Raw genomic sequence first — 14,483 nt, 5'->3', positions numbered from 1 at the left:
TTTGCTCAAATTAAGCTACTCTACACTACTTCTGCCACTACAAATGCACTTCCTCCTACATAAATAAAGTCATTTTGATTTTTACCTAAACTAGAATCTTCTTTTGCAGCTTTTAGGGCATCATTTACACTTTCATAAACTTGCCCTTCTAAATCAAACCCACTTGCTTTGACTTTCAAAATACTGACTTCTAATCCACGAGGAATATCAGGTTTACAGAAATAAAATACTGTTTTTTGTGTAATTTTTTCTTGAAGTTTTGTTTGTAAAAGGGTAAAAATTTTGTCCAAATCTTTATCATTTACAACTCCAAAAACTATTCTTAATGTAGAATATTTTCCTTTCTCTAATTCTATCTTTAATTGAGAAATAACTTGGCTTATTCCGTCTTCATTGTGTGCAATATCACAAATTATTGTTGGTTTTTTATTTTCTTTGCTCAATTTGTACCAACGCCCTTTTAATCCTGTATTTTGTGCTGCGTTTTTTAGTCCTTCAATTAGGTTTTCTTCTGTGAAAGTAAAATATGGATTTTGCTTTTCTTGTTCTACTTCTACTTCTTTGAGTATTCTTCTTTTTGATTCAATGGTTTTTAGTTTTTCTAAGGCACAAATAACTCCTGCCAGATTCTGTTTTTGATAAATTCCTTTCAAATCTAATTCTATATCTGTGTAAAGATAAAGCAATTCGGTTGCGTTTAAATTTTTGTGATTTGTTATAGTAGAAATATCAAAATTACTTTTTTTCGAATCATCATCATAACTATAAATTGTTGGAGTTACTTCAAAATTATCTGTTGCAAAAATAAGTTCTGCATTGTTTTTTTGAGCAATTTCTTTAAAGGTTTCTGTTGTTTCTTCTTGCTTCTGACTGATAATTACTGGTGTATTTGGTTTAATTATTCCCCCTTTTTCGGCTGCAATTTTTTGTAAAGTATCTCCCAAAAACTGCTGATGGTCAAAACCAATATTTGTAATAATAGAAATCAAAGGCGAAATTATATTCGTAGCATCCAATCTCCCCCCCATTCCGACCTCAATAATAGCAATATCTACTTTTTTATACGCAAAATATTCAAATGCCATGGCGACAGTAACTTCAAAAAAAGAAGGCGATATAGAAGTAATTGTAGTTCTGATTTTTTCCACAAAATCAATGACAAAATCCTGTTCGATTTCTTGTCCGTTTAGTTTAATTCGTTCTGTAAAATTTTTGAGATGAGGCGATGTATAAAGTCCAACATCGTATCCTGCTGCTTGCAAAACAGAGGTTATCATGTGCGAAGTACTACCTTTTCCATTTGTTCCTGCTACATGAATGGTATCAAATTTTTGCTCTGGGTTGCCCAACTGCTTACACAGAATTTTGATGGTTGATAAATCGCTTCGATAAGCTGCTCCTCCTACTCGTTGAAACATTGGAAGTTGTGCAAAAAGATAATCTAAGGTTTCTTGATAATTTAGCAAAGTAAAAAGTATAAATTAAGGAGTTTGTGATTCTAATTATGATAAGACAAATTTAATTAGAAAAGCAACTAAATCAAGGCACATCAAATGTTTTTTTAAAAGCTGTTTCTCAAAAAGATTTAAAAATAGTAACTTGCATTTATAGATTATTATTTCGTCTAACAATTACTTCATTTTTTTATCAAAAAACATATTTATGTTATTTTCTTCTGTTTTTTTATTTTATTTATCCTCTCTTTTAGTAAACTTGACTCAAAAACCTATTTTTAATTTTGATAATTTAGAAACTTTCAATAATCAAATCAATGACTTGAATTTACCTCAAATTATTGTTTGGGCAGTTCCTGTAATGCTTTCTTTGGTAGCCTTAGAATATTATTTGGAACGAAAAGAAAAAAAAGAGCATGGTACTGAAAAACAAAATAAACGACAAACTTACAACAAACACACTTTTTTACCTTCTGTTTTGATAGGATTAGGTAATCTTATTTCTACAGCACTTGCTAAAGTTTTTACATTTGGTGTCATTTTATTCTTTTTTAGTATCTCTCCTCTTTATGTTGAGCCTTCTTGGTGGTCATTTATTCTTTGTTTTATTGTTTTAGATTTTTGTAGATATTGGGCGCATCGTGTGGCGCATCGTCAGCGTTTTTGGTGGGCTACTCATGTTACACATCACTCTTCGGAAGATTATAATTTTACGGTTTCCTTTCGTCTTTCTTGGGTTCAGCAGCTTAAAGTTATCTTTTTTGTTCCTGTGGCTCTTTTGGGTTTTCATCCTCTGACCTTTTTTATCTGTCATCAAATAGCTGTTTTGAATCAGTTTTGGATTCATACCGAACAAATCAGAAAAATGCCAATTTGGTTTGAGTATATTTTTGTTACACCATCGCATCACAGAGTTCATCACGGAACAAATGAACATTATTTAGATAAGAATTTTGGTTCTACTTTTATTATTTGGGACAGAATTTTTGGTACTTTCGAACCCGAAGGAGAAGAAGCAAAATATGGAATTACTGTGCCTATTAATACAAAAAACCCTGTTCGTTTGGTTTTTCATGAATTTGTGGATATTGCAAAAGATTTAAGAAAAGTACGCTCTCCAAAACAAGCATTTAAAGTTCTTTTTAGCCCTCCTGGTACGTATAATCCGAATGAAAAGACAAAGTAATAGGCAAACCAATTTAAAGAAAAATTAAATACTGCGTAAACTGGAGTAAAGTATTTTTCACAATCAACTTGCTTTTTGAAAGCCAAAACAAACTTCATTTGTTGTTTAAGAGAAACACAACTATATTTGAATTATATTTTAATTCTAGACGAATTAATTACCTAAAACATTATTACAAAACTATCACTCATGAAAGAATCCCCTAGAAAATCTTTTAAGCTCGCTCTACATTGGCAAATTATTATTGGCATGATACTCGGTGTCGTATTCGGAATAAGTGCCGTTCTGATGGGTTGGAGTGGCTTTGTTGCTGATTGGATTCAACCATGGGGAAAGATTTTTGTAAATTCATTAAAAATGATTGCAATGCCTCTTGTATTTATTTCTTTGATACAGGGAATTGCAAGTATGAGTGATATTTCAAAACTCTCTCGTTTGGGTACTCGCACAATAGTCATTTATTTGATTACAACAGTAGTAGCTATTACTATTGGACTTGTTTTGGCAAATGTAATTCAACCTGGTAAAGCATTTTCGGAAGAAAAAAGAGCCGAATTTGCTCAAAAATATGAAGCCAAAACAAAATCTAGCAAAGAAAAGGCATTAGCTGTAAAAGAATCAAATCCATTGCAACCTATCATCGACATTGTTCCTGATAACGTCGTAGCAGCAGCTACCAACAATCAAAATATGCTTCAAGTGATATTTTTTGCTGTTTTGTTTGGTGTCGCTTTAGTAATGATTGATTTTAAAAAGGGTGAGATTATTAAAAAAGGATTTGATGCTCTCAATGATTTGGTCATAAAAATAGTAGAAATACTAATGCTCTTTGCGCCTTATGGTGTCTTTGCGCTTCTTGCATTTTTGATTGTAGATTTTGCAGAAGGAGATTTGAATAAAGTAGTCGAACTTTTCAAGGTAGTTGGTTTATACTGTTTGACTGTAATTTTAGGACTATTTTTGATGGTCGTTTTTTATGTGGTTGTTTTGATGGTTCTTGCTCGTTACAATCCCTTCCAGTTTTTTCAAGGAATTGCGCCTGCTCAACTTTTAGCATTTTCTACCAGTTCTAGTGCAGCTACTTTGCCTGTTACGATGGAAAGAGTGAACAAATTTTTGGGTGTTCCCAAAGAAATTGTAAGTTTTGTTCTACCTGTCGGTGCAACTGTAAATATGGACGGTACAAGTTTGTATCAAGGCGTTGCAGCTCTCTTTATCGCTCAGGCTTATGGAATGGATTTGACTATTGTACAACAACTTGGAATTGTCTTGACAGCTACTTTGGCTTCTGTGGGTGCTGCTGCTGTTCCAGGGGCTGGTATTTTGATGCTTGTTATTGTTTTGGAACAGGCAAAAATTCCTTCTGATGGAATTAATCTTATTTTGGGAGTAGACAGACTTTTGGATATGTGCCGAACGGTTGTCAATGTTACAGGAGATGCAACAGTTTCTCTTTTAGTGGCAAAATCTGAAAATGAACGATTAGATGGGGAATAAGAATTAGAAAAATGGAGATTATAAAGTAAGGAAGACTAAAAAAATAAATTTACATTTTTAGCTATTTATAAAAACAGGGTTAAAACCCTATCAATTACCCACAAGTCTGAAACTTGCTTTTTTTGAAGTAAAAAAGCCGAAATATCGAATTTGAGTAGGGAAAAGGCACGCCTTTTCCCTACAAATACTGAATTTTTATTCAAAATTTACTATTTTTTGTTCTAAAAAAGATGTGGGTAAACAGTAGGGTTAAAACCCTGTTGATTAATGCGTGAATTTTTCAAAGTGTAAATTTATTCATTTTATACTCCTAAGAAATACAGGGCATGTTCATAAAAACTTTGTCAGTAGTTTTTGGTAATCCAAAATAACTCTGACAATAGTTTAACCCACAACTCTTTATTTTTTCAACTATTGACAGCCTTCTGAAAGGACTGTCAAAGTCAAAAAAATACTATAATTTGCTTGATTAAACATATTTACAAGAATATATATTTTTTATGAACATGCCCTGCTAAGAAATAGAAATACAGAATATAATTTCTCAAAAAACTGTATTCTGTATTTTTTTATAAAAAGTCATTCTAACTTGCTTCTATTTTTATTGAAGTCATTGTAAGCGAGCCACCAATAGGTTTATCATTAAAAATATCTATTTTGTCATTTTCCTCTTTTAATGCTAACGTATAAATGATAGGCAAGTAATGTTCTGGAGTTGGAATGGCTAGTTCGAATGCTTTTCCTTGTGATTTGAAATTGATAAGTTTTTGGTGGTCATCATTTAAGATGTATTTTTTGATATTTTCATTTGCTTCGGTTGCCCAATCAAAAGCATAAGGTTGATTCAATTTATCCCAAGCTACTAATCTTAAATTATGTACTATATTTCCACTGCCCACAATTAAAACTCCTTTTTCACGCAAACTAGCTATTTGTTTGGCTAACTCATAGTGATATTGAGCAGGTTTTGAATAATCAATACTCATTTGGATAATAGGAATATCAGCATTTGGATAGAGATGTTTGATTACACTCCATGCGCCATGGTCAAGTCCCCATTTTTCATCTAAACCTACTTCTGTTTTGGTAATTATTTTCTTTGTTTCATGAGCTAATTCAGGACTTCCTTTAGCTGGATATTGCACCTCAAATAACTCTCTTGGAAATCCTCCAAAATCATGAATAGTACGTGGATTTTGCATAGCTGTAACAAAAGTTCCTTTTGTTTCCCAATGAGCTGATATACAAAGTATGGCAGTAGGACGCACCATATCTTTTCCTAATTGCCTGAATGAGACAACAAATTCGTTTTCTTCAATAGCATTCATTGGACTTCCATGACCTAAAAATAATACAGGCATTTTACTTGTCTTACTCAGCGATGAAGTCATTTTATCTAACTCTTTCAATTTCATGGAAGTGCTTAATAATGGTAAAAGTAATAGTGATTTTAAAAAGTCTTTTCTAGTCATTGTAAATTCAATAATTAGCAATTTTAGGAAAAATACACAAATAAAGTAGGTAAAATCCTAAGTCATTTTATAAAACTTAGGATTTTGATAGGGCAAACGCACGAAAATAAAATGTGTGATTTTACACTCTTTTTGACCTATTTTTTTAGTTTTAAAATTCAAGCGAGGACGCTTGAATTAGACAAAAACTGGTTTAAGCCTCCTCGCTTGAACTAATTCTTAAAAAATAAAATTTCGTGCGTTTGCCCTAGTATTTTGATAATTCAATATAAGTAATTGGACAGAATTACATATAACAAAACCCACGATTTTAATCGTGGGAGAAAAGGAGCAGAAACTATCCCATAACTAAAGTTATGGGTTTCATTCTAAAAAAGATGCTTAATAAATAAGTTGTAAATGAATTTAGCTCAATTACTTATAACTCATTATTTATACATTTTTTTAATAAATGAAGAAAGAATTTGAGTTTTTCTACCTAAAATAGTTTCCAAATCACTTTTTGTTTTCTCAAACTCGCCACTTGCTATTCCCAAACTAAAACCTGTTGTCATACCAATAATTTCGGCTGGCAAACCTACAGATTTTAATGTCGCTTCAAATTCTGGAACTGTTGGAGAAACATAATTAATCGTTTCACCTATTACTTCAGATAAATAAGTAGCAATATCATTGAATGTTATCAGCTTGCTTCCATTAAACTCATAAATTTTGTTGGCATGTTTTTCAGGTTCATTCAAAATGATTGCTTCTGCTTCAGCAAAATCTTTTCTTAGAGCAAATGCTGTTTTTCCATCGCCAGTAGGTAAATAAACTGTTTTAGTTTCCTGTAATTGCTCTTTCGAACCGATGAACATAGGAACAACTTCTGCATATAGGTTATGTCTAAGAATTGTATAAGTAATTCCTGATTCTTTAATCCATTCCTCCGTTTTAATATGTGCATCAACAACAAGATGAAGTGGCGATTTTTCCGTTTCATCATTTCTTACTGTACTTGTATAAAGAATATGCTTTATTCCAACTTCTTTAGCAGCATTGACTACATTTTCATGCTGTGATAAGCGATTATTAATATCACTTCCAGACACAAAATAAAGCATATCAATATTTGCAAACGCAATTTTTAAAGCATCTAAATTGTCATAATCAGCAACACGAATGTCAAAACCTTGTTCAAGATAGTGTTTTGCTTTTTCAGCATTTTTATCTCTTACCAAAACGGCAATGTTTGTAGCTCCAATTTTTTCTTTTAAAAATTCTGCAACATTGCTTCCTAGTCCACCTGTCGCACCTGTAATTAATATTTTGCTCATGACTTTCTTATTTTTCTGTGATTTAATTTTACAAACTAAAATAAAGTAACTAACTTTTGGTTAGTCGAAGATAAAAGGTTACTTTTGTTATTACAAGAGCTTACAACAAAATCACTCACTTACCTTGACGTTATTATTGCTGATAATCAGTTAGTTATGAAAAAAGAAACTTTAGAAAAATATTCGGATGTAGATAATTGTCCTGTCAGAAATGTCCTTGATAAAGTAGGCGACAAGTGGTCAATACTTATTTTATTGATTTTGCACGAAGAAAAAATACTCCGTTTTAATGAAATAAATAAATATATTGAGAGTATATCACAAAAAATGCTTTCTGTAACTCTAAAAGGTTTAGAGTCAGATGGATTGGTCAGGCGAACTATTTATCCTCAAGTTCCTCCTCGTGTAGAATATGAACTTACTGATATGGGAGAAAGTCTTGTTCCTCACATAGAAACGCTTGTAAATTGGGCAAAAATAAATATAGACAACATAAAAAAATCAAGAGAAAAATATTCAAAATCAAAATAGGGTTAGGTTAATCTCACCAAAAAACGAAGGTTTTTGTGTAAAATAGATTTTATATGCCCTCTAAATTATTCATAAATTCTAATTTTGAAATTAGTAGGTTAAAGGCTTGCCTTTGACTGTATTTATTTTAATTAAAGCATAAAAAATACCTACCAAACAAGTCAAAGGCAAGCCTTTTGAACTACAAGTACACTATGATTTCTTTTTTTAATTTTTAAAAGTAAAAATCAAAAAAACGCCCAAATTATATGCGATTAGCCTAAAATAAGGTTAAAAAAAATACAGAATACAATTTATCAAAAAAAAGTATTCTGTATTAACTGGTTACTACTTACTGGTAACTGTTTTACTGGTGTCTTTTTTCCAAAACCTCCATTACCTCATCAATTTTGACATCTTGAGATTGCATCAAGACAAGCAAGTGGTACAATAAATCGCCACATTCTTCTTTGAATCGTTCTTTGTTTCCTCTCATTGCATCAATAACTACTTCGACGGCTTCTTCGCCAACTTTTTGCGCTACTTTATGAACACCACTTTTGAGAAGTTTATTTGTATAAGAACTTGTATTTTCTTCTGTGTCTTGGCTTCTTCTTTCAATCGTATTTTCTAAATGCTGCAAAAAATGAATATTAGCTGTATTTTTTTCTTCGCCAAAACATGTATCTGTTCCTGTATGACAAACTTCACCTTGAGGTTTGACAAAAATCAGAAGTGTATCATTATCACAATCTAAGTGCATTTTTTGTACATGCAAAAAGTTTCCAGAGGTTTCTCCTTTTGTCCAAAGACGGTTTTTTGTTCGACTAAAAAAAGTCACTTTGTTTTCTTTCTGCGTTTTTTCGAAGGCTTCTTGATTCATAAAACCAAGCATCAAAACACGCATGGTTTTAGAATCTTGAATAATGACAGGAACAAGTCCATTTTGCTTTTCGAAGTCTATTTGTTGGCTTTGTATTTTTTCGTTTATATTCATTTTATTTTTAGGCTACTAGCTAGGAAAAGACAAACCTTTTCTCTACAAATAATTTTATTTTTAATCTAAGGATTACAAAAGTAAACTATAAAGCTACATTTTTCAAAAAAGATTACTAATTCATTTTATTCTAAACCCTCAATTACTTTCTAATTGTTTTTATTTTTCTGACCACACGAGAGAATGTACCCGAATCAGAAGTAGGAATATCATCTGTATTTTGTACATGTCTAATATTTTCTATGGTATAAAAAGCATTGGGATTGTGTGTATTTATTAAGTGTAAAAACTTAGGTAATTCTTTTCTTTTCACAATCGAAAAAACTACACCTACATCACCATATTTCCCTTCTGCTTGCAAATGTGTAAATCTATAATTGGTGTCTTTTAGTTTTAAAATAAGATGTTCAGCCGTTTTTCCTGTAATAACTCTGACCATTACCATTCCTAAAGCAATTCGTTGTTCTAACCACATTCCCAAATATGTTCCCATTGCAAAACCTCCTGCATACGCCAAATAAGACATTATATTAGTTAAGTTTTGCATAATTTGACCAATAGCGAGCAGCCATACAAAAGCCTCAACAAAACCAATAAGTGGCGCAATATTGCGTTTTCCCATTGTTACAAGAACAATTCGTAGTGTTGAAAGACTAACATCAGTCAGACGAGCCAAGAAAATAAGAATAGGAAGGATAATGTAGGCATAAACCCAAATTGTATCTTCATTGAGATACTGATAAAAAAAATCTTGCATAGAACTACAATTTGACGAAATTTAGAGTTAAATTAAACTCTATTTCTGAATAAAAAATTAATTTGGTGCAAAAGTCGTAAGATTTAAACTAGCGACAAAACAGAACCCTTTACATTTAATCATTCTTAGCATTAGCTATTCAATTCAGATAGAATTTCAATTATCAAAAATTAGATTTTATAAAATTTAGATTTTTGTATCTTTGCATTTCGTTCTACGTACTATATAAAATTAGCCCTAAACTTCTACAACAACATACTGGAAAGTTTAGGGTTTTTATTAGAGTTTTACATGCTCTTTTTCATCTGAATTCTTCAATAAATAAATGACTCAAAAATCACAGGCAACCACACATACACCAACAGTTTTTAAGCGTATCATTGGAAATATATCGGGAGGAGATAACCAAACTCTTTTGGTTTGTATTGGTGGGTTACACGGAAACGAACAGGCAGGTTATGATGCTTTAGAATATTTAATTTCTCATTTGGATAAACGTCTTTTCAATGGACATTTTGTAGCTATTGGAGGAAATCTACAAGCACTCAAAGCCAAAAAACGTTATTTACAAACAGATTTGAATAGAATTTGGCTCAATGATTTGATTGATAATATCCCACACGACTCTGACATTTCAGAATATGAAGAGTTGCGTCAGCTTATTGAGGTATTACGAGTTATTCCTCATGATACCTACAAAAGAAGAATTTTGATAGATTTGCATACTACTTCTGCACCAAATGGAGCATTTGTGGTCAGAACAATAACAACAGATGACGAACTTGCAAAAGTCTTAGAGATTCCTGTAATTTTAGGTCTTGACAAAAAACTAGCAGGAACTGCCATGACCTACATGGAACAATGGAATTATGAAACCTTTGCCTTTGAAGGAGGAACAATAGGAAAAGAAAATTCTGCCAATAACCTTATTTTAGGAGTTTGGCGTATCATGAAAGCTCTTCAAATGACTTCTCAACCTATTCCAAATCTAGAACATTCTTTAGGAGAAACTATCCGAACTGGTGTTCCTAATTACCTAAACTGTGAATACATCCATAAAATACCAAAAGATTCAACTTTCAAGATGTTAGAAGGCTTTGGAAACTTTGATAGTATTGAAAAAGGTCAGTTATTAGCTTATCAAGATGAAAAAGAAATTCGTTCGCCTTATAATGGTTATATTCTGATGCCTTTGTATCAAGATGATGGAAATGATGGTTTTTTTATTGTAAAATAAAATCATAACTCTCTTCCTAAGTACACTGTTTCAAAAGTTTTTCAATGTTTTTAACTGTGCATTCAGTTCCTCAGAACTGAATGTTTCGCTTCCTCAGAAGCGTCATTTATTTGCTTGAATCACGCTTCTGAGGAAGCGTTTCGTTCAACTCCTCAGAGTTGAACGCGTAATAAATATAAATAAACTTTTGAAACAGTGTACTAAACTAAATTCTAAAATCAACTCATAAATTCAATAACGTGAAATTCAGAACCGAAATAAGTCCGACTCCAACACAAAAAAAAATAACTCTTTCTAGCAAGATAGTTTTGATGGGTTCTTGTTTTTCAGAAAATATTGGACAAAAGTTGCTTGAAAATAAATTCAAAACACTCATTAATCCTTTTGGCGTTATTTTTAATCCTCTTTCAGTTATTCAGCTTTTAGAATGGATAATAGAGGATAAAACAGGACAAAAACTAGAAGATAATTTAGAAAGGTTCTATATCCAGCACGATGAAGTTTTTTATAATTATCATTTGCATTCCAAAATCGCCAGTCAAGATAAAGAAGAATTAAAACAGATTATAAAAGAAAAAGCACAGCAAACCTTTGAATTTTTAGAACAAGCAGATACAATTATTCTGACTTTCGGAACGGCTTTTATGTATGAATTGATTGAGGGAAATAATAAAAATTCTGATAAAAAAACACCGATTTCAAATTGTCACAAACAACCAAAAAATCTATTCGATAAAAAACTAATTGATTTAGAAGAAGCAAAAACAAAGTTTGAAAATTTTATCAAAAAAATAAATTCCTTTAGCACAACAAAACAGCAAAAGCAGAAACAAATTATAATTACAGTCAGTCCTGTGCGTCATTTGAAGGAAGGATTGGTAGAAAACAGTGTCAGTAAGTCTATTTTGAGAGTTTTGGCACATTCTCTTATAGAAAATTTTGAAAACGTAAATTATTTTCCTTCTTATGAACTCGTTTTAGATGATTTGCGTGATTATCGTTTTTATGAATCTGACTTATTGCACCCAAATGCTCAAGCGATAGAATATATTTGGCAGAAATTTTCTGAAAATTACTTTGATGATAAAACACAGTTATTCTTAAAAAAATGGCAAAAAATAGCTTCTTCTTTAGCTCATAAACCGTTTTTTCCAAATCGAAAAACACATCAAGATTTTACTCAAAAATTGATTTCTGATTTAGAAAAATTAGAAAAAGAATTTCAAATTGATATACAAAAAGAAATGGATTTTTTGAAAAATAGCACTACAAAACCATTATAAACGCTGAATAAACTTTACGAGCTAAATAAAATAACTTACCTTTGCAGCACAAAAAAATCAAGAACATTTATTTGTTCAAAAATTATTAAACTCATAATCGAACTCACTAAATGGCATTAATTGAAGAATTAGACAAAGAAGGTAATTTTTTATTCAAACACAGAGGAACACTTCCTATTCCGTTTGTTTTTGTAGCATTAGGAATTTATGCGTGGCAAGCCAAAAATCAAGGTTTTCCAGAGTGGTTTCCCTATTATGAATATATTTGTTTGGCAGTCGGACTTTTAGGGCAGTTTGTACGTGCTTATACCGTAGGACACACGCCAAAAGGAACTTCAGGCAGAAATACTAAAAAACAAGTAGCCGAAACACTAAATACAAGTGGAATTTATTCTGCCATCAGACATCCACTTTATGTGGGTAATTTCTTGATGTGGCTCGGAGTGGCAATGCTAACGGCTCATTTTTGGTTTATTACGTGTTTTGTTTTGGCTTATTGGTTATATTATGAGCGTATTATGTATGCTGAAGAATATTTTTTACGTAACAAATTTGGACAGCAATATTTGGATTGGGCTGAGAATGTACCTCCATTTATTCCTCGTTTTTCTAATTTTAATGGTGCAAATTTAGAATTTTCTGCTAAAAATGTTTTGAAACGTGAATACAACGGTTTTTTTGCTTTGATGCTTATTTTTACTGTTTTTATTGGTATTCGTTATTATTTCAAAACCTTTATGTATGGATTGCCTAATGAGTGGTATATTATTTTTGGAGTAAGTTTAGTCATCTTCGGAACACTCAAAATACTAAAGAAATTTACGAAAGTATTAGATGTAAAAGGGAGATAATCAAAATAAAACTAACTAGAAAAAAGTCAATAAAAAAACGGATTCAAACTAATTTGAATCCGTTTTTTTTATTTTTTTTATAAAAAAAGAGTGGTATAATACTTCTATTCTGCACTTTCAGTACTTTCTATTTCTTCTAAAATCTCTTCCAAAATAGGAACTGCAATTCTACGAGCAGAACGAAAACGAGGTTTGTAATAACTACTTTCCATTGTACTATATGTAATTTGTCTTCTACTTCCTGATGCTGCATGAATGAATTTGATAGGTTCATTAGGATTACTTTCTACCACAATTCCGACGTGTCCTGTACGTCCAGAATGTGAATTTCGACCTGTAAAACAAAGTATATCGCCTACTTGAACGTCTTTTAAAGATATTTTTTTACCTACGTGGTCATACGAACTAGAAGAGGCAGGGAGATTTATATTAAACTGGCTATACACATACGATACAAAACCAGAACAATCAAAACCTTTTGGAGATTTTCCTCCATGTACGTAAGGAACACCTTCTTGAGCCACAGCAATATCAACTAAGGAAGTGATAAAGTTTTCTCTTATAACAACTCTTTCTAATAGTTGGGGAGCAATAACAAGGTTATTAGGAGTAGAAAAATCTATTGTATTAATTTCTTCTACATCTAATTCAATATCATTTTCGTTTGTCTTTTGATTAGCTTCTTCATCTAATAAAGATAACATATCAACTTGCTGATTTTCTGAATCATCAGAAGTAATTTCTAAAATACTATTTTCTGTAATTGTAGTGTCTTTAGTAACCGAATAAAAAGTGGGCAAAAAATCTAAAGGTGTTTGAAAACAGTGGAGGGAAGACATTGAACTAGAAGAAACAGAACTGAATGATGTAGGGGCGATAATAAGGCTATGAGAACGTTTTTTTGATTTTTTAGTTCTGTTATTTTTATTTGTAGTTTTAGAAGTAGGTTTCGTTATTTTTGATGGTGAAACGGTAAAAGCTGCACAAGTAAAAATGAGAGACGCACAAAGAAAGGATAATGAAGTACGTTTAAAGTCCATATAGTTGGATTTTAGTAAAAAATAATATTAGTGAGTGTGGGAGTAGGTGTTTTAGACCTTACTGTTTTTGCTTTAATTTCTAAAATTAATTTTTAGAAAGCGTAAATCTACAAAATATTATTTGATTAAGAACAAATTTAAAATCAAAAAAATCAATACCCTATTTCTCTTTTTAAGAGATAAAGTATTGATTTTTAGTAAGATAAAAGATGTATTTATATCTTTTTTAAGATGATTTATAGAATTATTCTTAGTTATGGTTATATTATTCTCTTCGTATTTTGATATTTAAAGAGCCATTTCTAACTCGCACTTGCTGATTTGCATTCAAACTATTTTGTAATGTTCCACTAAAATTTGCTTTAATAACATCATTTTCTATGCTTAAAACCTCAAATCGAATATCTCCTCCAGAAGCATTATAAATAACATTAGATTGAGGTTCAAAATCAAGACGCACATTTGTATTATCTAAAATTCTAGGTGTTGTATTATCAAAATCAAAACGAGTAAGTAAAACACGAAAAGTGCCAAATCGCAAGGCATTAGGAGATGATTTACGATAAATAGAAAGTGTTTGTACGCTTGCTGAATAGGTGTTTGCAATAGAAACAAGTGTTCCTGCTGGGTCATCAAAAGTATAGCTCAAATCTTCCACATCAGCCCAAATTTGACCTTCTTGAGGAAAACCTCCTACTCGTTCGTCATTCAAATCACAAGCTGTAAATAAAAAGATAGCTGCAAAAAAAGCTATTATGTTTAAAATAGAGAAATAAGATAAGATAGGTTTCATGGTTGTTGGGATAAAAATAAAGTGAATGATAGTAATAAAATGAAAATTTCGTGATAAAGTTAAAAAAAAATATATGGCAAAATAATTGAC

13 protein-coding genes are annotated in these 14,483 nt (G+C 31.2%); 6 read left to right on the top strand and 7 right to left on the bottom strand.

From position 1 onward, the window contains the following. Positions 1 to 20: 20 nt before the first annotated feature. Entirely contained in the window at positions 21 to 1,466 is a 1,446-nt protein-coding gene (locus tag ACE193_RS24215; protein ID WP_375560763.1) for a bifunctional folylpolyglutamate synthase/dihydrofolate synthase, read from the bottom strand. Between the two features lie 196 nt (positions 1,467 to 1,662). Here ACE193_RS24215 and ACE193_RS24210 point away from each other — a divergent pair, with 196 nt between their 5' ends. Both ACE193_RS24210 and ACE193_RS24205 read left to right on the top strand, forming a co-directional pair. Further along, complete coding sequence (locus ACE193_RS24210; protein WP_375560762.1) at positions 1,663 to 2,640, top strand: sterol desaturase family protein; 978 nt, start codon at positions 1,663 to 1,665, stop codon at positions 2,638 to 2,640. A gap of 189 nt (positions 2,641 to 2,829) precedes the next feature. Beyond that, complete coding sequence (locus tag ACE193_RS24205) at positions 2,830 to 4,137, top strand: dicarboxylate/amino acid:cation symporter (protein ID WP_375560761.1); 1,308 nt, start codon at positions 2,830 to 2,832, stop codon at positions 4,135 to 4,137. A gap of 584 nt (positions 4,138 to 4,721) precedes the next feature. Here the strand turns inward: ACE193_RS24205 and ygiD are convergent. Further along, the gene (gene ygiD / locus ACE193_RS24200) at positions 4,722 to 5,609 is read right to left on the bottom strand and encodes a 4,5-DOPA dioxygenase extradiol (RefSeq protein ID WP_375560760.1); all 888 of its coding nucleotides are present in this window, start codon (positions 5,607 to 5,609) and stop codon (positions 4,722 to 4,724) included. A gap of 428 nt (positions 5,610 to 6,037) precedes the next feature. After that, complete coding sequence (locus ACE193_RS24195; protein ID WP_375560759.1) at positions 6,038 to 6,925, bottom strand: SDR family oxidoreductase; 888 nt, start codon at positions 6,923 to 6,925, stop codon at positions 6,038 to 6,040. Between the two features lie 156 nt (positions 6,926 to 7,081). Between ACE193_RS24195 and ACE193_RS24190 the strand changes: the two genes are divergently transcribed. Further along, positions 7,082 to 7,456 (top strand): winged helix-turn-helix transcriptional regulator, encoded by a 375-nt coding sequence (locus tag ACE193_RS24190; RefSeq protein WP_375560758.1) that lies wholly within the window; start codon positions 7,082 to 7,084, stop codon positions 7,454 to 7,456. Between the two features lie 346 nt (positions 7,457 to 7,802). Here ACE193_RS24190 and hisIE read toward each other — a convergent pair whose 3' ends face one another. Both hisIE and ACE193_RS24180 read right to left on the bottom strand, forming a co-directional pair. Then, positions 7,803 to 8,432, bottom strand: coding sequence for a bifunctional phosphoribosyl-AMP cyclohydrolase/phosphoribosyl-ATP diphosphatase HisIE (gene hisIE, locus ACE193_RS24185; RefSeq protein ID WP_375560757.1), 630 nt, complete (start codon positions 8,430 to 8,432; stop codon positions 7,803 to 7,805). A gap of 142 nt (positions 8,433 to 8,574) precedes the next feature. Beyond that, positions 8,575 to 9,189 (bottom strand): DUF2179 domain-containing protein, encoded by a 615-nt coding sequence (locus ACE193_RS24180; RefSeq protein ID WP_375560756.1) that lies wholly within the window; start codon positions 9,187 to 9,189, stop codon positions 8,575 to 8,577. Positions 9,190 to 9,514: 325 nt separating this feature from the next. On the opposite strand from ACE193_RS24180, the gene ACE193_RS24175 reads away from it, so the two are divergent. The 3 genes from ACE193_RS24175 (at position 9,515) to ACE193_RS24165 (ending at position 12,560) form a co-directional block, all read left to right on the top strand. After that, the gene (locus tag ACE193_RS24175; protein WP_375560755.1) at positions 9,515 to 10,426 is read left to right on the top strand and encodes a succinylglutamate desuccinylase/aspartoacylase family protein; all 912 of its coding nucleotides are present in this window, start codon (positions 9,515 to 9,517) and stop codon (positions 10,424 to 10,426) included. 239 nt (positions 10,427 to 10,665) lie between these two features. Continuing rightward, positions 10,666 to 11,709 carry a GSCFA domain-containing protein gene (locus ACE193_RS24170; RefSeq protein WP_375560754.1) on the top strand — a complete coding sequence of 348 codons (1,044 nt, stop codon included), beginning with the start codon at positions 10,666 to 10,668 and terminating at the stop codon, positions 11,707 to 11,709. Positions 11,710 to 11,819: 110 nt separating this feature from the next. Beyond that, positions 11,820 to 12,560, top strand: coding sequence for a methyltransferase family protein (locus ACE193_RS24165; protein ID WP_375560753.1), 741 nt, complete (start codon positions 11,820 to 11,822; stop codon positions 12,558 to 12,560). A gap of 104 nt (positions 12,561 to 12,664) precedes the next feature. On the opposite strand, the gene ACE193_RS24160 is transcribed toward ACE193_RS24165, so the two are convergent. Next, the gene (locus tag ACE193_RS24160) at positions 12,665 to 13,600 is read right to left on the bottom strand and encodes a C40 family peptidase (RefSeq protein WP_375560752.1); all 936 of its coding nucleotides are present in this window, start codon (positions 13,598 to 13,600) and stop codon (positions 12,665 to 12,667) included. Between the two features lie 265 nt (positions 13,601 to 13,865). Continuing rightward, the gene (locus ACE193_RS24155) at positions 13,866 to 14,393 is read right to left on the bottom strand and encodes a hypothetical protein (protein ID WP_375560751.1); all 528 of its coding nucleotides are present in this window, start codon (positions 14,391 to 14,393) and stop codon (positions 13,866 to 13,868) included. Between the last annotated feature and the right edge of the window lie 90 nt (positions 14,394 to 14,483).

This window comes from Bernardetia aquimarina, assembly GCF_042180575.1.
Lineage (GTDB): Bacteria > Bacteroidota > Bacteroidia > Cytophagales > Bernardetiaceae > Bernardetia.
This window is presented reverse-complemented; position numbering and strand designations above follow the sequence as displayed.

Excerpts from the sequence above, each read along its gene's own strand:
- ACE193_RS24210 (WP_375560762.1), top strand. The coding sequence starts at position 1,663 with ATGTTATTTTCTTCTGTTTTTTTATTTTATTTATCCTCTCTTTTAGTA.
- ACE193_RS24205 (WP_375560761.1), top strand. The coding sequence starts at position 2,830 with ATGAAAGAATCCCCTAGAAAATCTTTTAAGCTCGCTCTACATTGGCAA.
- ygiD (WP_375560760.1), bottom strand. The coding sequence starts at position 5,609 with ATGACTAGAAAAGACTTTTTAAAATCACTATTACTTTTACCATTATTA.
- ACE193_RS24195 (WP_375560759.1), bottom strand. The coding sequence starts at position 6,925 with ATGAGCAAAATATTAATTACAGGTGCGACAGGTGGACTAGGAAGCAAT.
- ACE193_RS24190 (WP_375560758.1), top strand. The coding sequence starts at position 7,082 with ATGAAAAAAGAAACTTTAGAAAAATATTCGGATGTAGATAATTGTCCT.
- hisIE (WP_375560757.1), bottom strand. The coding sequence starts at position 8,432 with ATGAATATAAACGAAAAAATACAAAGCCAACAAATAGACTTCGAAAAG.
- ACE193_RS24180 (WP_375560756.1), bottom strand. The coding sequence starts at position 9,189 with ATGCAAGATTTTTTTTATCAGTATCTCAATGAAGATACAATTTGGGTT.
- ACE193_RS24175 (WP_375560755.1), top strand. The coding sequence starts at position 9,515 with ATGACTCAAAAATCACAGGCAACCACACATACACCAACAGTTTTTAAG.
- ACE193_RS24165 (WP_375560753.1), top strand. The coding sequence starts at position 11,820 with ATGGCATTAATTGAAGAATTAGACAAAGAAGGTAATTTTTTATTCAAA.
- ACE193_RS24160 (WP_375560752.1), bottom strand. The coding sequence starts at position 13,600 with ATGGACTTTAAACGTACTTCATTATCCTTTCTTTGTGCGTCTCTCATT.
- ACE193_RS24155 (WP_375560751.1), bottom strand. The coding sequence starts at position 14,393 with ATGAAACCTATCTTATCTTATTTCTCTATTTTAAACATAATAGCTTTT.